Source organism: Tistrella mobilis, assembly GCF_039634785.1.
In the GTDB taxonomy this organism is placed as follows: Bacteria; Pseudomonadota; Alphaproteobacteria; order Tistrellales; family Tistrellaceae; genus Tistrella; species Tistrella mobilis.
The window spans coordinates 284,413-308,464 of record NZ_JBBIAB010000008.1; the positions used below are offsets into that span (position 1 = coordinate 284,413).

The following is a 24,052-nucleotide window of genomic DNA, read 5'->3' on the forward strand; positions in this document are numbered from 1 at the left end:
CTCAGCCCTTCCGCACGGCCGGCGCGGCTGCCCCGGCCGCATCCTCGACATCGATATGGCCGACCGGCGTCTCGGACTGGTCGGCGAACTGCAGCGCATGCAGCCGGGCATAGGCCCCGCCCTGCGCGATCAGTTCGCCATGGCTGCCCTGTTCGATCACCCGGCCGCGATCCATCACGCAGATCAGGTCGGCATCGACCACGGTCGACAGCCGGTGGGCCACCACCACCACCGTGCGCCCGGCCATCAACCGGGTGAGCGCATCCTGCACCGCCCGCTCGCTTTCGGTGTCGAGCGCCGAGGTCGCCTCGTCGAGCAGCAGGATCGGCGCGTTCTTGAGCATGGCGCGGGCGATGGAGATCCGCTGGCGCTGCCCCCCCGACAGGCTGGAGCCATGCTCACCCACCGGCGTGTCATAGCCCTTGGGCAGGGCCATGATGAAATCATGTGCCGCCGCATCGCGCGCGGCGGCCTCGATGTCGTCGCGCGTGGCATCGGGCCGGCCATAAGCGATGTTGGCCGCGACGCTGTCGTTGAACAGCGTCACCTCCTGAGAGACCAGCGCGATCGCGGCGCGCAGCGACGCCATGGTCACTGCGCGGACATCGGCCCCGTCGATGGTCAGCCGGCCGCCGTCGAGGTCGTAGAAGCGCGGGATCAGGTTGATCACGGTCGACTTGCCGGCGCCCGAGGCGCCGACCAGCGCCACCCGCTTGCCCGCCGGCACCACCAGATCCAGCCCGTCGAGCGCCGGCGCGCCGTCGGCACCATAGCCGAAGCGCGCATCCTCGAACCGGATCTCGCCCTTGACCGGCCCGCCGATGAGCTGGGGCAGGGGCTTTGCATCCGGCCGGTCGGTGATCGTCGCCGGCAGGTCGACCAGTTCGAACACCCGATGGGCGGCGGCCAGGCCTTCCTGGAGATTGGCGTTCAGATTGGCGAGGGTCTTGGCCGGGCGATAGGCCATCAGCAGGGCGGTCACGAACGAGAAGAAGGCCCCGGGCGTGGTCTCGCCCGCGACCACCTGTGATCCGCCATAGAAGATGACGAGGCCGACCGCCACGCCGCCCAGCGCCTCCATGATCGGTGAAGAGGCGGCACGGATGCGTTCGGCCTTGCCGGTCAGGCGGTAGATTTCCTCGACCGTCACGCCCATCCGCCGGGTTTCATAGCCCTCCATGCCATAGGCCTTGACGTGGCGGGCGCCCAGGAAGGTCTCTTCCAGAATGCCGGTCAGCCGGCCGATCTGGTCCTGGGCGCGGTCCGACACCTTGCGCATCCGCCGGCCCAGCTTCGCGATCGGCAGGATCGCGACCGGGAAGACCACGAAGGCGATGATCGCCAGCAGCCAGTCCTGCCAGAACATCAGCCCCACCAGGAAGATGACGGTCAGGCTTTCCTTGGCCAGGCTGGTGATCGCGGCGGCGGCGGATTTGCGCACCAGCTGCACGTCATAGGTGAAGCGCGCGATCAGCCGCCCCGATCCGGTGCGGTGGAAGAAGGCGAGATCGGCGGCCATCAGCCGCTGATACATCCGGTGCTGCAGATCGGCCACCACCCGGGTGCCCAGCCGTTCCATCAGCACCCGCTCGGCATAGGTCGCAAAACCATTGGCGGCGGCGATGGCGAGCACGGCGGCGGGCACCAGCAGCAGCATGGTCTCGTCGCGCTTCAGGAACACGTCGTCCAGCACCGGCTGCATCAGCCAGGCATTGGCGGCGGTTGCGGCCGCGGTCACGATCATCGCCCCGATCGCAAGCGCGATCCGCCGCCAATAGGGGCGCAGATGCTCGCGGGCGAGGCGGGTGATCAGGGCCCGGGTGCCGGCGGCACCTGCGGGGCGGGGAGACTTCGGCTTGCGGCGCGACATGGGGCGGGGATGGATCCCGTGAAGAGGCGGCGGCCGGCGGATGCGGTCGGCATCCGGCCGGCGCGGGTCATGGCTGCGGTTGTACGCCAGCCGGCGCCGGGCTTCCAGCCGCATCGACCGCAAGCCGGCCGATCAGGGCGGCATGCAGCGCCGGGTTTGCGGCGATCAGCGAGGGATGTTCAGTGGTGTCGGGCCTGGCATAGAGCAGGTCGCGGCCCTCGGCATCGGTCATCCGCCCGCCCGCCTCGGCGACGATCAGATCGGCGGCGGCGAGATCCCAATCGGCCTTGGGGCGCAGCGACACCGCGGCATCGAAGCGGCCGGCGGCGACCAGCGCCAGCTTGTAGGCGATGGAGCCGAGCGCGATGACCGCGCTGCCGTCCAGACCCGAACCCCAGCGGCGTTCATGAAGTTCCCGGCGCGAGACCAGCAGCCGGGCGGCCAGCGGATCGGCCCCCTCGCCCACCCGGCAGGGGATGCCGTTCAGCCGGCAGCCATGGCCGGCCACCGCCTCGAAAAACTCGCCCGTCGCCGGGTTGAAGACCTGGGCGATCACCGGGCGTCCGGCCTCGACCAGGGCGACCGAGATGGTGAATTCCGGCCGCCCGTCCACGAAGGCCCGGGTGCCGTCGATCGGATCCACCACCCAGATCCGCGGCCGGGCGCGTTCCGAGAGATGGGCGACGCTTTCCTCCGACAGCCAGCCATAGCCGGGCCTGGCATGGAGCAGATGGTCGCGCAGCACCGTGTCGATGGCGATGTCGACCTCGGTCACCGGATTGTCGCCGCCCTTGTCCCAGGTCACCGGTGCCTTGCCGAAGGCGTTCATGGCGATCCGCCCGCCCGTCCGCAACGCCCGCTCCAGCAGCAGGCGGTCGTCGACGAGGTCGGCCGGCAGGGCGCCGTCGGGCAGGGCGAACAGGGGCGGGGTCATCGGTGGCGGGCACTCCCGGTCGTGGATATGGGGTCGGCTGGTCGTCTCGCAGATCAGGCGCCGGCGACGGTCAGGCCGCCGACGGCGAGCGTCGGCGCATCGGTGCCGCTGCGGAATTCAAGATCGGAGGCGGGTTCCACCGACATCAGCATGTCCTGGATGCGCCCTGCAACCGTGATCTCGTTCACCGGATAGGCAATTTCGCCGTTCTCGATCCAGAAGCCTGCCACACCCTGGCTGAAATCGCCGGTGACGACGTTCACACCCGAGCCCATTGTTTCATCGACCAGCAGGCCGGTGCCGATCTTCGCAATCAGCTCGTCGCGGCTGAGCGCGCCCGGCGCCAGGTAAAGATTGCTCGAGGCCGGGCTGGGGGCCGATCCGGCGCCGCGGGCGGCATGGCCGGTGCTCTTCAGCCCCAGCTGACGGGCGGAGCGGCAGTCCAGCAGCCAGGATTTCAGCACCCCGCCTTCGACCACGGTCAGCGGCGCGCCGGCGATGCCCTCGCCGTCGAAAGGATGCGAGGCGGGGGCGCGCTCGCGGAACGGGTCGTCGATGATGGTGAAAGCGTCGCAGGCGATGCGCTCGCCCATCCGGTCCTTCAGGAAGCTGGTGCCGCGGGTGACCGCCGCCCCGTTGACGGCCGACGCGATGGCCGCGACCAGCATGCGCGACACCCGCCGGTCGAACACCACCGGCACCCGCGCGGTCTTCGGCCGGCGCGGGTTCAGCCGCGCCACCGTCCGCTCGCCTGCGATCCGGCCGATCGTCGCCAGATCGTCCATGTCGGCCACGAAGCGCTTCGAGGTGTATTCATGGCCGCGGACCATGTTCAGCCCCTCGCCCGCGATCACGCTGGCACCCACCGTGAAGCGGCTGGTGCGATAGGCGCCGCGGAAGCCGTTGGAGGCGGCGAGCGCGATCATGCTGTGGGACTGGGACGCGCCGGCGCCCTCGGAATTGGTCACGCCCTCGACCCCGCGGGCCGCCTCTTCGCAGGTCTCGGCCCAGGCGAGCAGATCCTCGGCGCTGAATTCGGTCGGGTCGTAGATCTCCAGCGCCGGAATCTCGCGCGCGATCTCGCCCGGCTCGGCCAGGCCCGCAAAGCGGTCCTCGGGCACGACATTGGCCATGGCGACCGCGCGCTCGGCCAGCGCGTCCAGGCTGCCGGGCCTGAGGTCCGCGGTCGAGACGATCGCCTGACGGCGCCCGACCAGGACCCTGAGCCCCAGATCGCCGCCATCCGACCGGGTCAGTTCCTCGATCTTGCCCAGCCGGCGCTGCACCGACAGCGCGCGGCTCTCGACCATCAGCGCATCGGCCTGGTCGGCACCGGCACGCTTCGCGCGCGCAATCAGGTCTTCGAGCAGGTCGAGAGCGTTTCCAAGTCCGGTATCGGTCATCTGGTCCTCGTGCGGCATCGTCCCGGGCCTTGGGGTGCATCGCCCGACGGGGTGCGCAGGCCCGAGGCCTAGATATGGGACGAAGCGGCGCGGAACACCAGCGCCACGGCACATGGAATGGTCGGCCGGTCAGCTGCGCGGCGGATAGACCTCGTGCGCCACATCGTCGATCACATAGGTGTCGAGCCCCTCGGGGCTCAACAGGCGCGACTCGACCGTGCCGTCCTCGTCCAGCAGGTGCAGCGTCGCCCCCAGCCGCTTTTCGCCCGGAATATCGGCCGGGGCGAGCTTGTCGACGATGAAGCCCGAGGAGGCGCCGAAGGCGAAGACCGTGCCGTCGCGACGGAAGATCCGGGCGGTGTGGAGATGGCCCGAGGCGACCAGCTTCACCGTGCCCCGGCGGATCGCCTCCACATAGCGGCCGCGTGCGCGGCCAGGCACGCTCCAATAGCCGCGGTCGTCTTCGTCGGGGTCGTTCAGGAACAGCGGCTTGTGCAGGAACAGCGCCACGGGGCGGCCGGTGGCCTCGGCCTCGGCCAGCACGTCGCCGGCCCAGTCCGCCTGCTCCGCCTCACGCGGGTGGCCCGATCCCATCAGCATGGCGTTCAGCCCGATCAGCCGCCACGGCCCGGCATCGCGCAGCCAGCGGTCCGGGCCGAAATAGGCTTCCCAGCGCGAGATGCGGAGATCGTTCACCGCCTGGACATGGTCGGGGTTCTCGCTGCCGACATCGTGATTGCCGGGCACGGCCGCCCAGGGCAGTTCCAGCCCGTCCATCAGCCAGCGGCAATGGGCCAGATCCTCCACCATATCGGCGCCGTCGACGGTCACGTCACCGGTGTGGACCACCAGGTCCGGTGCAATCGCCCGCGCCAGCGCCGCGACCGGCGCCCAGTTCGACGCGAAATGCGGCTTGGTGGGGCTGATATGGGTGTCGGTGATCTGGAGGATGCGCAGCATGCGAAGGTCATCCGTGGCCATGGACGGGACGGAAGACACTAGCATGGATGCGTGGCAGCTTCGCGACGGTCGGGCAGTCGTCGTGTACGAAGGGCGGGTGTGCGCTTCCGACCGGCTCAGCCGGCCAGCCTCTGGCGCCGCGCTTCCTCGTCAGCCAGGACGCGCTGCGTCATGGCGCGCAACCGCCGTGAGACCGCTTCATCCGTCTCACTTGGCGGCAGGGCTTCAAAGATCCTGCGCAGATCCGCGACAAGGGAGGGTTCTGCCCGGGTATCGTTGATCTGATAAATTCGCTTGTTCATCTGTCAGCGCCTGATTTTGGCGGGTGATCACCGGGAGTAGACGTCAAGTTAGGATGCTATGTCGGTTTATTCAATGACTTCCTGCGTGGCAACACCGCCGGATCGGGAGGCTTGACGGCCCGGACGCCTGCCAGTGACAGAAAGAAGCTGTTCTTGGACCGCCCATCGATGGATATCTGTTGACGATGCTCGCGGACAAGGCACAAGGCGAGAGCCTGATCGTCCGGGCCGATCGCCAGTTCCTGTGCCAGGCCACCAGGTTGTTTCCAGAGTGCGATCGTGCGGATCTTCGGCGTGCCGGCTTGGTGCTGCCGGTCGATCAGGGCCGTGGACGTGAAGGTCAGGACCGACGAGCCCGGATCCTCGGCAAGGACGGTGGCATATCGGCCCGGCCAACGTTTCTCGAGTTGCGGTCCGTCCATCAGCAGCGCCACGACGAGACTGGGGCCGATGGCGTTGATCACCGGCAGGACAGGGTCGAAGCGGGCGAGATCTTCACAGATGAGAACCGCCAGGGACAGGTCATTGTCGATCACGCTGAAATGGCAGGTCCTGCCACTCACGTCGATGTATTCCCACCATTCATGCGTGGGGTCGAGAACGTGCCCCATATGGTAGCGCCGGATCTGATCACCGTTGAGCTTCCAGCGATGGTGCTTGCTCTGCGTCCAGCTGCGTTGGACGGCGCCGTCTGCCGTCGACGCGGTGAAGGCGAGATTGCGTGGCATTGCCTCGGAGTTGGCGGGCTTGCCGATGGCGCCGGAGATGAAGAGCTGCAGCCGCGGATGGCGTCGTGCGACCTCTTTCGCCAAGTCCTCTGCGATCTCGGTCGGCAGGGCGCATTCCGGAAGAAAGACGGCATGAATCTCGCCCAGTTCCTTCTCGCCTGCCTGGATCAGGCCGGCGATCATAACGGCCAGTTTTGAGACGTTGGTTGGCCCGGAGAGGGCATCATCATAGCCTGCGACATCGACGGTGAAGTATCCGGGTTCTTCCGCGTCTCTACGCTCGGCCTTGAACAGGCTGCCATTCACGCGTGCGGGCCACGGTATCAACAGGATGCCGAGTGGTCCGTGATGTTCCGGATCAGTCGCGAGGCCTGAGATAAGCCAGTTGGCTTCCACCATGCTCCGGGGCGGCAGCAAAGCCAGATTGTGCGACATCGACCGTAACGTGCAGCCGACATCGGGAAGCCGGCTTTTCGGGAAGACGACGGCCTCCAGCGGCGTGACGGCAAGCGTCAGGCTCTGCGGGAAATGCGGTAGTTTCGGCATAACCGCAGATGCAGCCGCCGCATCCCGCGTCGTGTAGGCGGGTTCCGCCGCAATGGTTGCACCGAGCACTGCCCGCGTGAACGGGGATATTCTGTCCGGGGACGGCCCGTTGGCAGGCGCGTGGGTCTTTGGAACAAATCCCATCCCTTCTGCCGCTTCATCTGCGATGCACATCAACGTGATCAGCTTGCGGGCAAGGGGATGGGAAGGCGCCGTGTGGGCCAGAGCCTGGAGATCGACGTGATCTGCGCTGCCTGTGACCTCGTGCCACAATCGCTTGGTGTACGAGTCCGGCACGCCTTTGTCGCGCCAGCCGCGTCCGGCGGCTCGGATGGAACTTTTTTCAGACGAGGCCATCGAGGCATGCGTCGATTGATGAGCGTAAAGCCAGGCATGTGAGTAGAGGCCCGTACGCTCGATCAGTGTTGCAGTGACGCCAAACAGATCCGGAGGCCATTCCGGGCAGGTCGACCAATCCGGATCGTCGCCACCCGGATTTGTTCCCGAGGGCATCATGTTTCTGATCACGGCCCCGATCGTCGTCATGCAGGCTCCCTGGACCCCGGTTTCCAGGAAGGTACGATGACACGGGGCCGGGGGTTCATCAACCGCGGCGTTCGTGCTTCAGTCCTTCACCGGCTTCCAGATCGCCTGCCCCGATCCCGGCAGCCCCAGCTTCGGCCAGATCTGGTCGATCCGGTCGATGACCGCCTGGTCCATGCGCAGCTCCTTGCCCCATTCGCGCTTCGTCTCGGGCGGCCATTTGTTGGTGGCATCCAGGCCGATCTTGGAGCCGAGGCCGGATTCGGGGCTTGCGAAGTCCAGATAGTCGATGGGGGTGTTCTCGATGACGGTGATGTCGCGCGCCGGGTCCATGCGGGTCGACATCGCCCACATCACGTCCTTCCAGTCGCGCGCATTGATGTCGTCATCCACGACGATCACCCATTTGGTGTACATGAACTGGCGCAGATACGACCACACCCCCATCATCACCCGCTTGGCATGGCCCGGATAGGCCTTGCGCATCGACACCACGGCGATGCGGTAGGAACAGCCCTCGGGCGGCAGCCAGAAGTCGACGATTTCCGGGAATTGCTGGCGGATCAGCGGGATGAACACCTCGTTCAGCGCCTCGCCCAGCACCGAGGGCTCGTCCGGCGGCCGGCCGGTGAAGGTGGAGAGATAGATCGGCTGGCGGCGCATGGTCACCGCCGTCACCCGGAAGACCGGGAAGGGCTCGACATTGTTGTAATAGCCGGTGTGGTCGCCATAGGGCCCCTCGTCGCCGTAATCGTCGAGGCTGACCTCGCCTTCCAGCACGATTTCGGCCGTGGCCGGCACCTTCAGCGGCTGGCTGACCGCATCGACCAGCTCCACCTTGCGGCCGCGCAGCAGGCCGGCGAACTGGTATTCCGACAGCGTGTCGGGGACGGGCGTCACGGCGGCCAGGATCGTGCCCGGATCGGCGCCGATCACCGCCGCAGCCGGCAGCGGCTCGCGCTTGTTCAGCCCCCAGCGGCGATGATGCTGGGCGCCGCCGCGATGGCGCAGCCAGCGCATCAGCGTGCGATCCCGCCCCAGCACCTGCATGCGGTAGATGCCGAGATTGTAGCCGTCGGTCTTTTCGCCCCCGGGGCCGCGGGTCACCACCAGCGGCCAGGTGATCAGCGGTGCCGGCTCCCCCGGCCAGCAGGTCTGGACCGGCAGTCGGGTGAGGTCGATCTCGTCGCCGCGCAGGACCACCTCCTGCACCGGCGCGCGCGAGACCGTCTTCGGCCGCATCGCCATCACCGTCTTCATCAGCGGCAGCATGTCCAGCGCCTCGCGCCAGCCGCCCGGCGGTTCGGGCTGGCGCAGGAAGGCCAGCGTCTCGCCCACGCCGCGCAGCTGCGGCGGTTCCCGGTCCATGCCCCAGGCGACCCGTTCCACCGTACCGAACAGATTGACCAGCACCGGCATGGTCGACAGGCTGCCATCCGGCATCACCGGCTTTTCGAACAGCACCGCCGGGCCGCCTTCGGCCAGCAGCCGGGTCTGGATCTCGGTCATCTCGAGCACGGTGGAGACCGGCTCGTGAACCCGGACCAGACGGCCGGTGGCCTCCAGACGGGCCATGAAGTCGCGCAGGCTGTCATAGGGCATCGGCGGCGGCCTCGCTTCGGCTTTCGGGCGTGTGCGGACTTGACCCGTCCCGGGGGCCGCGGTCAAGTGCAGAGGCGATGTTCAGATGGTCATGGAGCAGATGATGGCGGCGAAGGATCCCGAGACAAGTCCCGACGCCCCGGCCGGCTTCAAAGGATGGCTGCGGGGCATCTGGGCGCGGTTCGACCTGATCGACCGCCAGCTGGTCAAGGTGGCGGGTGCCGTTCTGGTCATCCTGATCCTGCGCCCGTTCCTGCCGCCCGCGGTCGACATGCCGGCCGGCGCCTGGATCCTGGCCCTCGCCCTGCTTCTGGCCCGGCCGCTCGCCCGGCTCATCCGCCGAGGGGGACCTGGCGGGCCAGGATGATGGTGGCGAGCAGGATCAGCCCCATGTCGCGGTTGGACTTGAACAGTTTCAGGCACAGCGCCGGATCGTCGATGTCCAGCCTGCGGATCTGCCAGAAGAGGTGAGAGCCGGTGAAGGCCATGGCCAGCACCCAGCCGGCGCCGAAACCGGCCTGGAGCCCGGCCGCGACCGTGAAGCCCCAGAAGATCAGATAGAACACCGCCACCGCCGGCTTCGTGCGCCGGCCCAGGGCGAGGGCGGTGGATTTCACCCCGACCAGCAGGTCGTCCTCGCGGTCCTGATGGGCATAGATCGTGTCGTAGCCGAGCGTCCAGAAGATGCCGCCTGCATAGAGCAGCAGCCCCGGCGTCATGGCCGCCAGATCCCCGGCCCCGCTGGCCGCCGCCCAGCCGACCAGGGCCGCCCAGTTGAAGGTGAGGCCCAGCCAGGCCTGCGGCCAGTAGGTGATCCGCTTCATGAACGGGTAGGGCACGATCAGCGCCAGCGAGGCGAGGCCGATGACGATCGCCGGCACCGGCAGCATCACCAGCACCGCCAGGCCCACCAGCCCCTGCGGCACCAGGAAGAGCAGCGCCTGCAGCGGCGTCACCCGGCCGCTCGGGATCGGGCGGCTGCGGGTGCGTTCCACCTTCGCATCGTAATGACGGTCGGCCAGATCGTTGATCGTGCAGCCGAAACCGCGCATGGCCACGGCGCCGACCAGAAAGGCCGCCATCAGCAGCAGGTCGGGCAGGCCGCCCTGGGGTGCTGCCAGCGCAATCGCCCACCAGCCGGGCAGCAGCAGCAGCCACCAGCCGATCGGCCGGTCCCAGCGCGCCAGCAGCGCATAGGGCTTCAGCCCCTCGGGCAGCAGGCGCATCAGCCCCTTGTCGGCGTGGATGTCGGTATGACCGGTCCTGGACTTCGCGGCCGGTTCGGCCATGGCGCTGGCTCCTCGGGCTCTGGCTCCTCATGCCGGTTTATCCGTTGGGCGCAGGGTTGCCAAGCGCGGCAATGCATCGGCTTGGGCTTCAAACCCGTGGTCAGGGGCGCTATAGCTCTTGGGGAGAAGAGCCGATACGGAGATCCCATGGCCGCCGATGCGCCCCGCCTCTACCTCGATCCCGACCGTCTGACCGGGCCCATGACCCCGGGGGCCGAGCTGCTGCTCGACGAGGATCAGGCCCATTATCTTCGGGCGGTGATGCGGCGCGAGACCGGGGCGGCCCTTGCCCTGTTCAACGGCCGGGACGGCGAATGGGCGGCGGAGCTGGTGGCGGTGGGCAAGCGCGGCGCGGCCGCGCGTCTGGTGGCGCAACACCGCCTGCCAGCGCCCGAACGGCGGCTGGAACTGGTGATGGCCCCGGTCAAGCGCGGCCCGGTGGAGTTTGCGGTCGAAAAGGCGACCGAGCTTGGCGTCACCGCGATCCGCTTTGCGGTTACCCGGCGCACCGTGGTCGACCGGCTGCGCATGGACCGGCTTGCCGCCATCGCGCGCGAAGCGGCCGAGCAGTGCGAACGGCTGACCGTGCCTTCTATCCATGCCCCGGAACCGCTGGATACCGTGCTGGACCGTCTGGACGACCTGCCGGTCGTCTTCGGCGACGAGACCGGCGCCGGGCGTCCGGCCGCGGCCGTCGCGGCCATGCTGGGCGATGGTCCGGCCGGGCTGCTGACGGGGCCCGAGGGCGGCTTCGATCCGGCCGAGCTTGACCGGCTTCGTGCCCGGCCCCATCTGACCGCGATCGGCCTGGGGCCGCGCGTGCTCAGGGCGGAAACCGCGGTCATCGCGGGGCTTGCCGTCCTGCAGGCCCTGGCGCCGGATGGCGGTGGCGCCCGCCACCGACCCGGGCCGCCGACTTCCCTGCCGGGCTGACGCCCGGCCAGAAGACCCGTTTCAGGGGCGCCCTGCATGCGGCGCCCCCGGTGCCGCCGAAGGCGGTGCCGTCCGGTCCGGCCCTGCCGGGCCGCATGCCCCGCCGGCCGGTCATCACGATCAGGGTGGCGGGCGCTCTTCCCGCCGACAGACGCCCGTCTGCCGGATCCGACACCCGGAGGCCGCCCGTCCCATGCAGACGCTCATTCTGCCGCTTCTCGACGACATCCTCGCGTCCCAGGCCGACAAGGTCACCGCCTGGTTCGACGCCCGGTTCGCCGAGACCCCGGCACTTCCCTATGCCTCGGTCGATCTGCGCCATTCGGGCGTCAAGATCGCCCCGGTCGACACCAACCTGTTCTCGGCCGGGTTCAACAATATCTCCCGTGCCGCCCGCGGCCGGGCCGCCGAACGGTTCAAGACCCATCTGGCGCGGGTGGCGCCCGATGGCCGGCGGCTGCTGATCGTGCCCGAGAACCACACCCGCAATCTGCACTACCTTGAAAACGTGCGGGTGCTGGCCGGGATCATCGAACAGGCCGGCTGGGAGGTCCGTCTCGGCAGCCTGATGTACGACCTGGACGAGGCGATGGTGCTGGAGACGGCGACCGGTGCCGATATCCGGGTCGAGCCGCTGCGCCGCGAGGACGGCCGGATCGGCACCGCCGACGGTTTCGTGCCCGATGTGGTGCTGATGAACAACGACATGACCGCGGGCGCGCCCTCGATCCTGGTCGATCTGGAACAGCCGGTGATCCCGCCGCTGTCGCTCGGCTGGTATCGCCGGCGCAAGAGCGGCCATTTCTCGGCCTATGCCCAGGTCGCCGACGCCTTCGCCGAAGAATTCGACATCGATCCCTGGCTGGTCCAGGCGCTGTGGCACCAGTGCGGCCAGATCAATTTCCGCGAAAAGGCCGGCCTCGGCTGCGTCGCCCGCGGCGTCGACAAGGTGCTGCATCTGACCCGCGAGAAGTACCGGCAATACGGCATCGAAAGCGACCCCTATGTCTTCGTGAAGGCCGACAGCGGCACCTATGGCATGGGTGTCATGACCGCGCGGTCGGGCGAGGACATCCTGGAGATGAACAAGAAGACCCGCCACAAGATGAACGTCATCAAGGAAGGTGCCCTCAACACCGAGGTCATCGTTCAGGAGGGCGTGCCGACGGTCGACCTGATCGAGGGCGAAAGCGCCGAGCCGGTGATCTATCTGGTCGACGGCCGGGCGGTCGGCGGGTTCTACCGGGTCAACAAGGGCCGGGGCGAGTATGACAGCCTGAACGCCATGGGCGCCTATTTCACCCAGATGTGCGACGAGGTCGAACCGCGGATCGAGCCTGCGGGCAATGGCGGCGACGCGCCCTGTCCCTTCCGGGTCTTCGGCGTGCTGGGCAGCCTGGCGGCCCTGGCCGCGGCGCGCGAGCAGGTCATCTGACCCGCCCCGACGGCAGTCGGAGGCATGGGACGACAGAAGACATGGGACGACAGAACACGGGAGGCCCGACGGCCTCCCGTGTTGCGTTTCTGCCGATGATGAAACATATGCAACGCGAATGTTTCAGTAAAACGGACGTTGCATCCACGATTTCAGCGGCCTAGCATCATCCGGACCCCCCGCATCATCCGGATGAGACGCCATGTCCGAGATCCCGCTGCGCCGCAACCGCGCCCAGTCCCGCGTGCTTCACCGGGCTTCCGCCGCCGAGCCTGCCGTCGCCGTGGGCGGCGAGGGCTGCTGGCTGATCGACCAGGACGGCCGCCGCTATCTGGATGCCTCGGGCGGGGCCGCCGTCTCGTGCCTGGGTCATGGCGATCCGCGGGTCCGGGCCGCGATCCTGGCCCAGCTGGACCGGGTCGCCTTCGCCCATACCGGCTTCTTCACCAACGAACCCATGGAGCGTCTGGCCGATCTGCTGTCCGAGGCGGCACCTGAGGGCTTCGGCAAGGTCTGTTTCGTCTCGGGCGGGTCCGAGGCGATCGAGAGTGCGCTCAAGATCGCCCGGCAGCATGCGGTGGAGCGGGGCGATCCGGCCCGCACCCGGGTGATCGCCCGCCGGCAGAGCTATCACGGCAACACGCTGGGGGCCCTGTCCGCCACCGGCAATGTCGGCCGGCGCCGGCCCTTTCTGCCCTGGGTGATGGGCGATGTGGTCCATGTCGCCCCCTGCCATGCCTATCGCTATCGCCTGCCCGGAGAGAGCGACACCGAATACGGCGCCCGGCTGGCGGCGGAATTCGAGCGTGAGCTGCTGATCCAGGGGCCCGAGACCGTGCTCGCCTTCCTGGCCGAGCCGGTGGTCGGCGCGACGCTTGGTGCCGTTCCGGCGGTCGAGGGCTATTTCAAGGCGATCCGCGAGATCTGCACCCGCCATGGTGTGCTGCTGATCCTCGACGAGGTGATGTGCGGCATGGGGCGTACCGGTCATACCTTCGCCTGCGAGGCCGACGGCATCGCCCCCGACATCATCGTCATGGCCAAGGGGCTGGGGGCCGGCTACCAGCCGATCGGCGCGGTGCTGGTGTCGGACGAGATCGCCCGGGTGATCGAAACCGGCCGGCTGGGTCTGACCACCGGCCATACCTATATGGGCCACCCGGTCGCCTGCGCCGCGGCGCTGGCGGTGCAGGAGGCGATCCGCGACGACGGGCTGGTGGCCCGGGTCCGCGAGATGGGCCCGGTTTTCGAGCGGCTGCTGCGCGAGGGGCTGGGCGACCGCCCCCATGTCGGCGACATCCGCGGCCGCGGCTTTTTCCGCGGCATCGAACTGGTCGCCGATCGCGAGAGCAGGGCGCCGTTCCCGGCCGGCGCGGGGCTGTGGAAAAAGATCAAGGAAGAGGCCTTCGCCCGCGGGCTGATCTGCTATCCGGGCGGCGGCACCGTCGACGGGCTCTCGGGCGATCATGTGCTGCTGGCGCCGCCCTTCATCGCGACGGAAGAGGAGCTGGCGCTCGCCGTCGACCGGCTGGGGGCGGCGATCGATGCCGCCCTGGCCGCCACTGGCCTTGCGGCCGCCTGAACCAGAGGGGCAGATGAGCGGAGCGGCGGGCGCGGACGAGGTGCTGCAGCGGATCGAGGCCGGCATGGACGGTCTCAGCCCGCAGCTGCGCCGCGCGGCGCGCCATCTGCTCGACCACCCCGACCGCGTGCCCCTGGTGTCGATGCGCCGCCTTGCCGACGAAGCGGGGGTGACGCCCGCCACCTTCGTGCGCCTGGCCGAAAAGCTGGGCTATGCCGGCTTCACCGAACTGGGGGCGCTGTTCCGCGACCGGCTGGCCGGTGGCGGCGACGGCCGCTATGCCGACCGCTCGCGCCGGCTGCAGCGTCTGGGGGCCGGTGACGGCCCTGCCGGGCTGGTCGCCGACTTTCTGGCGGCCGACCGGGCCAATCTGGACCAGAGCCTCGGGGCCGATGCGGCCCCGGCGCTGGCGGCAGCCGCCGGGGCGATCGTGGCCGCCCGCCGGGTGGTGGTGATCGGCCAGCGCAAATGCCACACTCTCGGCTTCTTCCTGGCCTATGCACTCGATCTGGTCCGGCCCGGCGTCACGCTTGCCGGCGATGCGGCAGGGCTCTTGCCCGACCGGCTGCGGGATCTGGGGCCGGGCGACGTGCTGATCGCGGCGACCATCACCCGCTATGCCCGGGCGACCCGCGATGCGGTGGTCTTTGCCGCCGGCGCCGGGGCGACTGTGGTGGTGCTGACCGACGACCGCGACGGCCCGGTCGCCGCCTATGCCGATCATGTCCTGCTGCTGGCCCATGACGGGCCCGGCATCTTCCGCTCCCTGACCGGCGGGCTGGCCCTTGCCCAGGCCCTGGTCGGGCTGGTGGCGGTGGGCATCGGCGCGCCCGCCGACGACCGTGTGGCCCGCGCCGAAGCCCATCTCGACGGATTTCGCACATTGCTCGACGGTCCGGCGCAACGACGTTCCATCGCACCCCGCGGATCGCGAAAAGATCGCTCAACTTCGAAGCCCGGTGCGATCACGGGCAGACAAGGCGGGGTCGATGATGGATGATCGGCGGAGCATCTTGTCCGCCCCCAGCAAGAGGCAGCGTTGATGACGACGGCTTATGACATGCCAGCGGTTCTGGCGGTGGCACCCAATGGTGCGCGCCGCGGCAAGGCCGATCATGCCGCCCTGCCGCTGACGCCGGCCGAGCTGGCGCAGGCCGCCGCCGATGCCGTGGCAGCAGGGGCGTCGATGATCCATCTGCATGTCCGCGATGCCGATGGCCGGCACAGCCTGGACGCCGATCTCTACCGTGCGGCCATCGCCGCGGTGGAAGACGCCACCGGCGACCGGTTGCTGATCCAGGTGACCAGCGAGGCGGCGGGCGTCTACGACGCGCCGGCGCAGATTGCCGCGATGCGGGCGCTGAAACCCGGCTTCTGTTCGCTGGGGCTGAAGGAATTCCTGCCCGAGGGGGCCGGGCGTGCGGCCGAGACCGATCTCTACCGGCTGCTGGACGATCTGGCCGCGGCGGGTGGCCGCTGGCAGTGGATCCTCTATGATGCGCACGAGGTGGAGCGTCTGGCCCGCCTGCGCGACCGGGGCATCCTGCAGGTGGCCGGCGGGCTGGATGGCGGTGCGGCGCCGGTGCTGTATGTGCTGGGGCGCTATGCCCCGGGTGGCGGCCGGCCGGGGGATCTGGTCGGCTTTCTGGCCGCCCGTGCCGAGACGGGGTTCGAGGACCCCTGGATGGTCTGCGCCTTCGGGCCCGCGGAACTGGCGGCGACCGGTGCGGCGCTGTCGCTGGGCGGCCATGCGCGGCTCGGCTTCGAGAACAACATGACCTTGCGCGACGGGGCCCCCGCCCCGGACAACGCCGCACTGATCGGCCAGGCGGCCGGGGTGGCGGCGGCGCTGGGGCGGCCCGTCGCCGATGCGGCGACGGCGCGTGCCCTGTTCGGGATCGGCTGAGGCCGGGCCCCGGAAACTTCCAACGACCGAGTAACGAGGGGAAAGGGAGAGCGATGTTCGTTCGCAAAACGGCCCTTGCGGCCACCGTCTTCGCCGCGGGTCTGGCGGGCGCCACGGTTCCGGCCGCGGCGGCCACCGACATTCTGATCGGCGGCGGTGCGGTCACCGGCGTCTACTATCAGGTGGCGCTGCAGGCCTGTGCCATCATCAACAAGCAGGCGGCCGACAAGCTGAACTGCGTCGGCCGTCCGGCGCTGGGGTCGGTGTTCAACGTCAATGCCGTCAGCCGCGGCCTGCTCGACTTCGGCGTCGCGCAGTCCGACGCCAACTACAATGCCTGGAGCGGCGCGGCCGACTGGGACGGCAAGAAGGTCGAGAACCTGCGCAGCGTGTTCTCGGTCCATCCTGAGACCGTGCTGCTGGTCACCCGCAAGGAGACCGGCATCAAGTCGGTCGAGGATCTGAAGGGCAAGACCGTCAACATCGGCAATCCGGGCTCGGGCCAGCGCGGCAATGCCATGGACGTGCTGGACCTTTACGGCATCAATCCGGACGCGGATCTGAACGCCCAGGGCCTGCAGCAGGGTGAGGCCTCGCGCGCCCTGGTCGACAGCAAGATCGACGCCTTCTTCTACACCGTCGGCAACCCGTCGGCGGCGATCGAGGATCCGGCGAACTCGACCGAGATCGACCTGATCAACGTCAACTCCGACGCGATCAAGAAGTTCGTCGGCGAGCGGCCGTATTACGTGATGACCAGCATCCCGGCCAACACCTATCGCGGCGTCGATCATCCGACCGAGACCTATGCGGTCAAGGCGACGATGATCACCAGCTCCGACGTCTCGGAAGACACGGTCTACACCTTCGTGAAGACCTTCTTCGAGAACTTCGATGCCTTCAAGGCGTCGAACGCCGCCTTCCGCGACCTGGAGCCCAAGCAGATGCTGGAGGGTCTGACCGCTCCGCTGCATCCGGGCGCCGAGAAGTACTACAAGGAGAAGGGCTGGATGTAATCCGGCCGTGATGCCGCCGCCCGGTTGGGGAACCGGGCGGCGGCATCGTCTTTTCAGATCTGGTTCACGAGGTTTCATGCGCATTCCGAGCCGCGCCTGCGGCGAATGCCGGGGAGGAGGGGCCTGATGGCTGCATCGCAAACGGGGGGCCGCGGTGCGCCCCCGAAGGGTGAGGGCGAGGGCGACATCGCGGCGGCCGAGGCCCTGGTCGCGCAGGTCGAAGCGGGCGCGCGCGCGCCGACCAGCTCGGTGATGCGCTGGCTGATCGTCGCCCTCTGCCTCGGCTGGTCGGCCTTTCAGCTCTATATCGCCTATGTGCCCTTCGACCAGTTCCTGGCGCGGGTGTTCCACCTGACCTTCGCCCTGCTGCTCGCCTTCCTGTGCTACCCGGCCTATCGCGAGCCCGATGGCCGCCTGGCGAAACTGCTCGACCGCCTGTCCGGGGGGCCGCGGTCGGCATTGACCAGGGTGCCGGTCTACGACCTGGTGCTGGCGGTGGTGGCTGCGGTTGCGGTCCTCTATCTCTGGTGGGATTACGAAGAGATCGTCATGCGTGCGGGCCTGCCGCTTCAGCGTGACATCTGGTTCGGTCTCGTCACCATCATCCTGCTGCTCGAAGCCGCCCGGCGCACGCTTGGGCCGGCGCTCGCGATCCTGGCGATCGTGTTCCTCGGCTATTGCATCGTCGGCCCCTGGCTGCCCGGCATCATCCGCCATCCGGGCGTGCCGCTCGACTTCCTGATGAGCGACATGTACCTCAGCGATACCGGCATTTTCGGTGTGCCGATCGGCGTGTCGGTCAGCTTCGTCTTCCTGTTCGTGCTGTTCGGCGCGCTGCTCGATCGGGCGGGCGCCGGGCGCTATTTCATCGACGTCGCCTTCTCGCTGCTCGGCCATCTGCGCGGCGGGCCGGCCAAGGCGGCCGTGGTCGCCTCGGGGCTGACCGGGCTGGTTTCGGGCTCGTCGATCGCCAACACCGTCACCACCGGCACCTTCACCATCCCCCTGATGAAGAAGGTCGGCCTGCCCGCCCACAAGGCCGGCGCGGTCGAGGTCGCGGCCTCGACCAACGGCCAGCTGATGCCGCCGGTGATGGGGGCAGCCGCCTTCATCATGGCGGAAATCCTGGGCATTCCCTATCTGGACGTGGTGCGCGCCGCCCTGATCCCGGCGGTGATCTCGTATCTGGCGCTGCTCTATGTCGTCCATCTCGAAGCCTGCAAGCTGGACCTGAAACCGGTACCGCGCTCGGAACTGCCGCGCTTCCGCCAGACCTTCTTCGCCGGGCTGCACTTCCTGATCCCGGTGGTGGTGCTGGTCTGGTATCTGGTGGTGTTGCAGCGCTCGGCCACGCTGTCGGTGCTGCTGGCGATCGAAGCCATGGCCGTGATCATGATCGTGCAGCGGCCGATCCTGGCCTGGCTGACCCGCGAACCGGGCACACCCATGGGGCAGATCCTGCGCGACGGCGTCGCCCAGGGGCTGCAGGACATCTTCGAAGGGCTGATCAACGGGGCCCGCAACATGGTGGCGGTGGGCATCGCCACCGCGGCGGCCGGCATCATCGTGGGCGCCGTCACCATCACCGGCCTGGTCGGGCGGTTCGTCACCCTCATCGACGTGATCAGCTTCGGCAACATCTATCTGATGCTGGTGCTGACCGCGATCACCTCGATCATCCTGGGCATGGGCCTGCCGACCACGGCCAACTACATCATCATGGCGACGCTGACCGCGCCGGTGATCGTGCAGCTGGGCGGCGATGCCGGGCTGATCTTCCCGTTGATCGCGGCGCATCTCTTCGTGTTCTATTTCGGCATCCTGGCCGACGACACGCCACCGGTCGGGCTCGCCGCCTATGCCGCCGCCGCCATCGCCCGCGCCGACCCGATCAAAACCGGCGTCCAGGGCTTCACCTACGATATGCGGACGGCGATCCTGCCCTTCATCTTCCTGTTCAACACCGATCTGCTGATGATCTCGGGTGTCGACGATGCCGGGCGGGCGGTGTGGATCGACGATCCGATCCATCTGGCCTGGATCTCGATCTGTGCGGTGGCGGCGATGTTCGCCTTCGCCGCCGGGCTGCAGGGCTGGTTCGCCCGGGCCTGCAAGGGCTGGGAGCGGCTGGCGCTGTTCGCCGTCGCCTTCGCCATGTTCCGGCCGGGCTTCCTGGCGCCCTATATCCCCCTGATGGGGCGGATCGAGGTGCAGGCCCTGGCTCTGGCGCTGCTGGCCGTGATCTATCTCTGGCAGCGGCGCACCGCCGGGCCGGACCGCAGGCCGGCTGCGGCCCGCTGATCTGCCGCACCGGGCCGACACGCAAAACCCCCGCCGGGCAGGCCGCCCGGCGGGGGTTTTCAGTCGGTCGCTTGTGGATCAGGCGGCGATTTCGGTACCGCCCACCGTCAGCCCGTCGATGCGCAGGGTCGGCTGGCCCACGCCCACCGGCACCCACTGGCCGTCCTTGCCGCACGAGCCGATGCCGCCGTCGAGCGCCATGTCGTTGCCGATCATCGACACCCGCTTGAGCACGTCGGGGCCGTTGCCGATCAGGGTGGCGCCCTTCACCGGCCGGGTGATCTTCCCGTCCTCGATCAGATAGGCGAGCGAGGCCGAGAAGGTGAACTTGCCCGAGGTGATGTCGACCTGGCCGCCGCCGAATTCCTTGGCATAGAGGCCGCGCTTGACCGAGGCGATGATCTCGGCCGGATCCTTGTCGCCGCCCAGCATGTAGGTGTTGGTCATCCGCGGCAGCGGCTGATGGGCATAGCTTTCGCGGCGGCCGTTGCCGGTAACCGGCACGCCCATCAGCCGGGCATTCATCCGGTCCTGCATATAGCCTTTCAGGATGCCGTCCTCGATCAGCACGGTGCGGGACGAGGGCGTGCCCTCGTCGTCGATGGTGAGCGAGCCGCGCCGGTCGGGCAGGGTGCCGTCGTCGACCACGGTGACGCCGGGGGCGGCCACACGCTCGCCGATGAGCCCCGAGAAGGCCGAGAGCCTGCGGCGGTTGAAATCGCCCTCCAGCCCGTGGCCCACGGCTTCATGCAGCAGGATGCCGGGCCAGCCGGAGCCCAGCACCACGGTCATCTCGCCGGCGGGGGCGGGGGCGGCTTCCAGATTGATCAGCGCCTGCGACAGCGCCTCTTCGACCAGCGCCTGCCAGCGTTCCGGCGCCACCCAGGCGGTATAGCCGGCGCGGCCGCCGGCGCCGGCATAGCCGCTTTCCTGGCGGTCGCCTTCGCCCACCAGCAGCGAAACGCCGATGCGGACCAGCGGCCGCACGTCGCGGGCGGAGCTGCCGTCGGGGCGCAGGATCTCGACCACCTGCCAGTTGGCCGACAGCGTGGCGCTGACCTGGCGGACCCGGTTGTCGCGGGCCCGCGCCCAGGCATCGATCTCGGCCAGCAGCTTCACCTTGTCGGCAAAGGGCATCGCATCCAGCGGGTTGCCGGGCTGGTAGAGCGCGGGGCCGGGCTTTGCGGGCGCCAGATCCAGCGTGCCGCCATGGCCGCGCAGCACCGCGCCGACCGTGTCGGCGGCACGCGCCAGCGCGTCGTCGTCGATCTGGCTGGCATGGGCATAGGCGACGGTATCGCCGGCCACGGCCCGCATGCCGAAACCCTGGACGGTGTCGAAGGTGGCGGAGCGCAGATGGCCGTCGTCGAAGCCCAGCACTTCGGATTGCCGGTATTCGAGGAAGAGTTCGCCGTCATCCGCCCCCGCGAGCGCCTCGGCGACCTGGCGTTCCAGGCGCGAGCGGTCGAGTGCCCCCGAGGCGAAGAAGGGATCGGTGGCGGTGAGCTTGGCGGTATCGGGCATGGATTGCGGGCCTTACCTGGTCGGACGGGCGGGGCGAAACTTCAAGACGAGGCGGACGGTTGCCCCGGCATGTGGCAGGCCGTGGGGACCAGCCAGAGGGTTGGACGTCGGCCTGCCGTTCATGCATGGTATATGGAGCGGTCGGCCGGGGGATATAAGGGATCGTGCGCGCGACGCTCTGCTTCCGCCCGTTTCAGCCCTCGCCGGCATCGTCTTTCCCTCCGGATCGCCATGGGAGCATGCCGGACGGAAGGGCCCGCCGAATGGACCGGACCGCATGGCGGATTCGCCTCCAGGTTCTGTGCGACAAGTTGTCGCATTTTTCCCGAGCGGACTCCGCTTCAGCCTAAGAAGCACAGAAAAACCGCGGAGACTCCAACCGTGGTTGAGCTGCATGGACACCATATCCGTGCGGCTTGTTAGACTTACGGGCGTCGTGTAGCCTTGGTCGCAGCCAATGCGGCCAATTGCCACACGAAGGCGAACTGAGGACGTGGTCTAACGCCGTCCGGCAGAAGACGGGCGGAGCCATCCGCAGGGGGAAGGCCCAAGAATGAGGTCCAAGGATCTAGTCTCTTCGCTGATCGCGGTCTGCGCCATCCTGTTCGGGACGGCCGGGGCGGCGTTCGCGGAAGGAGTTGCCCATGACTGGCAGCTCAATCTCCAGGCGCCGGCGACGCCTGTCATGGAGCGGGTCGTCGATCTGCATGACATCCTGCTCTACATCTGCTTCGGCGTGTCGATTTTCGTGCTCGCCCTGCTGGTCGTCGTCGTCCTTCGCTTCAATCGGAAGTCCAACCCGACTCCGTCGAAGCGCTCGCACCACACCCTGCTCGAGATCGGCTGGACCGTCGCCCCGATCCTGATCCTGGTCGTGATCGCGATCCCCTCTTTCCGCCTGATCTATTTCGAGAACAAGGTGGAAGAGGCCGATCTGACCATCAAGGCGATCGGGCATCAGTGGTACTGGTCCTACGAATACCCGGACAACGGCAACTTCACCTTCATCAGCAACCTGCTGGAAGGTGACGCGCTCCCGGCCGGCGGTCATCGCCTGCTGGAGGTCGACAACCGGGTCGTCGTGCCGGCCGGAAAGACCGTCCGCCTGCTGATCACCAGCGAGGACGTGCTGCACAGCTTCGCGATGCCGTCCTTCGGCGTGAAGATGGACGCCGTGCCGGGCCGGCTGAACGAGACCTGGTTCCGGGTCGAGAAGCCGGGTGTGTATTACGGCCAGTGCTCTGAAATCTGCGGCGTGCGGCACGGCTTCATGCCGATCGTGATCGAGGCGCGGGCCGAGGGCGATTTCGAAAACTGGGTGACCGAAGCACAGGGCAGGTTCGCCCGCGTCGACGGGACCGACGAGGTCCGGGTCGCGCTGGCGGGCCGGTGAGCTTCCGCGGGCACATCCGATAACGAGAGGGATTGGTTATGGCACACGCGGGCGCACATGACGCTCACGGCGCACACCATCCGACGGGCTGGAAGCGGTGGGTCTTCTCCACGAACCACAAGGACATCGGCGTGATGTACCTTGTGTTCGCGGTGGTCGCGGGTCTGATCGGCGGTTTCTTTTCGATGCTGATCCGGGCCGAGCTGGCGTCTCCGGGCGACCAGATTTTCGGCGGCGACTATCAGTTCTACAACGTGGTCATCACCGCGCACGGCCTGATCATGATCTTCTTCGTGGTCATGCCGGCGCTCATCGGCGGGTTCGGCAACTTCTTCGTGCCGCTGATGATCGGGGCGCCCGACATGGCGTTCCCGCGGATGAACAACATCTCCTTCTGGCTGCTGCCGCCGTCCTTCGCGCTGCTGCTGGGCTCCGCCTTCGTCGATGGCGGTGCGGGCACGGGCTGGACGATCTATCCGCCATTGTCGGGCAATGTGTCCCATGGCGGCGCGGCGGTGGACATGGCGATCTTCTCGCTGCATCTCTCGGGTGCGGCGTCGATCCTGGGCGCCATCAACTTCATCGTCACCATCCTGAACATGCGCGCCCCGGGCATGACGCTGCACAAGATGCCGCTGTTTGCCTGGTCGATGCTGGTGACGGCCTTCCTGCTGGTGCTGTCGCTGCCGGTGCTGGCCGGCGCCATCACCATGCTGCTCACCGACCGCAATTTCGGCACGGCGTTCTTCGACCCGGCCAAGGGCGGTGACCCGATCCTGTTCCAGCATCTGTTCTGGTTCTTCGGGCATCCCGAAGTCTACATCATGATCCTGCCGGGCTTCGGCATCATCAGCCACGTGATCTCGACCTTCTCCCGCAAGCCGATCTTCGGCTATCTGGGCATGGCCTATGCCATGGTCGCGATCGGTGTCGTGGGCTTCGTGGTCTGGGCGCACCACATGTTCACGGTCGGCCTCGACGTCGACACCCGCGCCTATTTCACCGCGGCGACCATGGTCATCGCGGTGCCGACCGGCATCAAGATCTTCTCGTGGATCGCCACCGCCTGGGGCGGCTCCATCGAGTTCAAGACCCCGATGCTGTTCGCGATCGGCTTCATCTTCCTGTTCACCGTCGGCGGCGTGACCGGTGTCGTGTTGTCGAATGCGGGGGTGGACACGGTGCTTCACGACACCTATTACGTTGTGGCGCACTTCCACTACGTGCTGTCGCTGGGCGCGCTGTTCGCCATCTTCGCCGGGTTCTACTACTGGATCGGCAAGATGTCGGGCCGGCAGTATCCCGAGACGCTGGGCAAGATCCACTTCTGGCTCACCTTCATCGGCGTGAACCTGACCTTCTTCCCGATGCACTTCCTGGGGCTGGCCGGCATGCCGCGCCGTATCCCCGACTATCCGGACGTGTATGCGGGCTGGAACCACGTCGCCTCGATGGGTGCCTATATCTCGGGCTTCGCCGCGCTGTTCTTCATCTTCGTGGTGTTCCGCACGTTGACCGCCGGTCAGAAGTGCGCCGACAATCCGTGGGGCGAGGGTGCGACCACCCTCGAATGGACGGTGACCTCGCCGCCGCCCTTCCACACCTTCGAGGACGGCCTGCCGCGCGTGAAGTGACGGCAGCCTGACCGAGACCGGTCCTTCGGGGCCGTGGGGGGGGGGCGGCACCCCCCCCCCCCCCCCCCCCCCCACCCCCCCCCCCCCCCCCCCCCCCCCCCCCCCCCCCCCCCCCCCCCCCCCCCCCCCCCCCCCCCCCCCCCCCCCCCCC

General features: G+C 68.3%; 19 protein-coding genes. 10 read left to right on the forward strand and 9 right to left on the reverse strand.

Features of this window, described 5'->3' with window-relative positions:
- Nucleotide 1 precedes the first annotated feature (1 nt).
- The 7 genes from msbA to WI697_RS14355 form a co-directional block, all read right to left on the reverse strand.
- Nucleotides 2-1,870, reverse strand: a complete 1,869-nt coding sequence (msbA, locus tag WI697_RS14325; RefSeq protein WP_345958926.1) for a lipid A export permease/ATP-binding protein MsbA — start codon at nucleotides 1,868-1,870, stop codon at nucleotides 2-4.
- A 67-nt stretch (nucleotides 1,871-1,937) separates the two neighbouring features.
- Nucleotides 1,938-2,804 (reverse strand): 3'(2'),5'-bisphosphate nucleotidase CysQ, encoded by an 867-nt coding sequence (locus WI697_RS14330; RefSeq protein WP_014746345.1) that lies wholly within the window; start codon nucleotides 2,802-2,804, stop codon nucleotides 1,938-1,940.
- Between the two features lie 53 nt (nucleotides 2,805-2,857).
- On the reverse strand, nucleotides 2,858-4,207 hold the full coding sequence (locus tag WI697_RS14335) for a TldD/PmbA family protein (RefSeq protein WP_345958927.1): 1,350 nt from the start codon (nucleotides 4,205-4,207) through the stop codon (nucleotides 2,858-2,860).
- A gap of 129 nt (nucleotides 4,208-4,336) precedes the next feature.
- Nucleotides 4,337-5,167 (reverse strand): metallophosphoesterase family protein, encoded by an 831-nt coding sequence (locus WI697_RS14340; RefSeq protein WP_345958928.1) that lies wholly within the window; start codon nucleotides 5,165-5,167, stop codon nucleotides 4,337-4,339.
- Nucleotides 5,168-5,283: 116 nt separating this feature from the next.
- The gene (locus tag WI697_RS14345; RefSeq protein ID WP_014746342.1) at nucleotides 5,284-5,469 is read right to left on the reverse strand and encodes a hypothetical protein; all 186 of its coding nucleotides are present in this window, start codon (nucleotides 5,467-5,469) and stop codon (nucleotides 5,284-5,286) included.
- A gap of 56 nt (nucleotides 5,470-5,525) precedes the next feature.
- Nucleotides 5,526-7,289, reverse strand: coding sequence for a hypothetical protein (locus tag WI697_RS14350; protein ID WP_345958929.1), 1,764 nt, complete (start codon nucleotides 7,287-7,289; stop codon nucleotides 5,526-5,528).
- Nucleotides 7,290-7,367: 78 nt separating this feature from the next.
- On the reverse strand, nucleotides 7,368-8,888 hold the full coding sequence (locus WI697_RS14355; RefSeq protein WP_345958930.1) for a UbiD family decarboxylase: 1,521 nt from the start codon (nucleotides 8,886-8,888) through the stop codon (nucleotides 7,368-7,370).
- 85 nt (nucleotides 8,889-8,973) lie between these two features.
- Between WI697_RS14355 and WI697_RS14360 the strand changes: the two genes are divergently transcribed.
- Nucleotides 8,974-9,255 carry a hypothetical protein gene (locus tag WI697_RS14360; RefSeq protein ID WP_345958931.1) on the forward strand — a complete coding sequence of 94 codons (282 nt, stop codon included), beginning with the start codon at nucleotides 8,974-8,976 and terminating at the stop codon, nucleotides 9,253-9,255.
- Here the strand turns inward: WI697_RS14360 and ubiA are convergent.
- Nucleotides 9,221-10,177, reverse strand: a complete 957-nt coding sequence (ubiA, locus tag WI697_RS14365) for a 4-hydroxybenzoate octaprenyltransferase (RefSeq protein WP_345958932.1) — start codon at nucleotides 10,175-10,177, stop codon at nucleotides 9,221-9,223. The two genes, WI697_RS14360 and ubiA, sit on opposite strands and share 35 nt — an antisense overlap.
- Nucleotides 10,178-10,324: 147 nt before the next feature.
- On the opposite strand from ubiA, the gene WI697_RS14370 reads away from it, so the two are divergent.
- From WI697_RS14370 to WI697_RS14400, 7 genes are all read left to right on the forward strand, one after another.
- The gene (locus WI697_RS14370; protein WP_345958933.1) at nucleotides 10,325-11,110 is read left to right on the forward strand and encodes a 16S rRNA (uracil(1498)-N(3))-methyltransferase; all 786 of its coding nucleotides are present in this window, start codon (nucleotides 10,325-10,327) and stop codon (nucleotides 11,108-11,110) included.
- Between the two features lie 193 nt (nucleotides 11,111-11,303).
- A complete protein-coding gene (gene gshA, locus WI697_RS14375) occupies nucleotides 11,304-12,545 on the forward strand; it encodes a glutamate--cysteine ligase (protein WP_062761552.1) in 1,242 nt (413 codons plus the stop codon).
- Between the two features lie 202 nt (nucleotides 12,546-12,747).
- A complete protein-coding gene (locus WI697_RS14380) occupies nucleotides 12,748-14,127 on the forward strand; it encodes an aspartate aminotransferase family protein (protein ID WP_345958934.1) in 1,380 nt (459 codons plus the stop codon).
- A gap of 13 nt (nucleotides 14,128-14,140) precedes the next feature.
- Complete coding sequence (locus WI697_RS14385) at nucleotides 14,141-15,127, forward strand: MurR/RpiR family transcriptional regulator (RefSeq protein WP_062761551.1); 987 nt, start codon at nucleotides 14,141-14,143, stop codon at nucleotides 15,125-15,127.
- Between the two features lie 42 nt (nucleotides 15,128-15,169).
- Nucleotides 15,170-16,033 (forward strand): BKACE family enzyme, encoded by an 864-nt coding sequence (locus WI697_RS14390; RefSeq protein WP_345958935.1) that lies wholly within the window; start codon nucleotides 15,170-15,172, stop codon nucleotides 16,031-16,033.
- A 53-nt stretch (nucleotides 16,034-16,086) separates the two neighbouring features.
- Complete coding sequence (locus tag WI697_RS14395) at nucleotides 16,087-17,049, forward strand: TAXI family TRAP transporter solute-binding subunit (protein WP_062761549.1); 963 nt, start codon at nucleotides 16,087-16,089, stop codon at nucleotides 17,047-17,049.
- Between the two features lie 126 nt (nucleotides 17,050-17,175).
- Nucleotides 17,176-19,350, forward strand: a complete 2,175-nt coding sequence (locus WI697_RS14400) for a TRAP transporter permease (RefSeq protein ID WP_345958936.1) — start codon at nucleotides 17,176-17,178, stop codon at nucleotides 19,348-19,350.
- Nucleotides 19,351-19,428: 78 nt separating this feature from the next.
- On the opposite strand, the gene tldD is transcribed toward WI697_RS14400, so the two are convergent.
- A complete protein-coding gene (gene tldD, locus WI697_RS14405; protein WP_062761547.1) occupies nucleotides 19,429-20,874 on the reverse strand; it encodes a metalloprotease TldD in 1,446 nt (481 codons plus the stop codon).
- Nucleotides 20,875-21,427: 553 nt separating this feature from the next.
- On the opposite strand from tldD, the gene coxB reads away from it, so the two are divergent.
- Both coxB and ctaD read left to right on the forward strand, forming a co-directional pair.
- The gene (gene coxB / locus WI697_RS14410; RefSeq protein WP_345958937.1) at nucleotides 21,428-22,267 is read left to right on the forward strand and encodes a cytochrome c oxidase subunit II; all 840 of its coding nucleotides are present in this window, start codon (nucleotides 21,428-21,430) and stop codon (nucleotides 22,265-22,267) included.
- 38 nt (nucleotides 22,268-22,305) lie between these two features.
- Nucleotides 22,306-23,901 carry a cytochrome c oxidase subunit I gene (gene ctaD / locus WI697_RS14415; protein WP_041604984.1) on the forward strand — a complete coding sequence of 532 codons (1,596 nt, stop codon included), beginning with the start codon at nucleotides 22,306-22,308 and terminating at the stop codon, nucleotides 23,899-23,901.
- Nucleotides 23,902-24,052 lie beyond the last annotated feature (151 nt).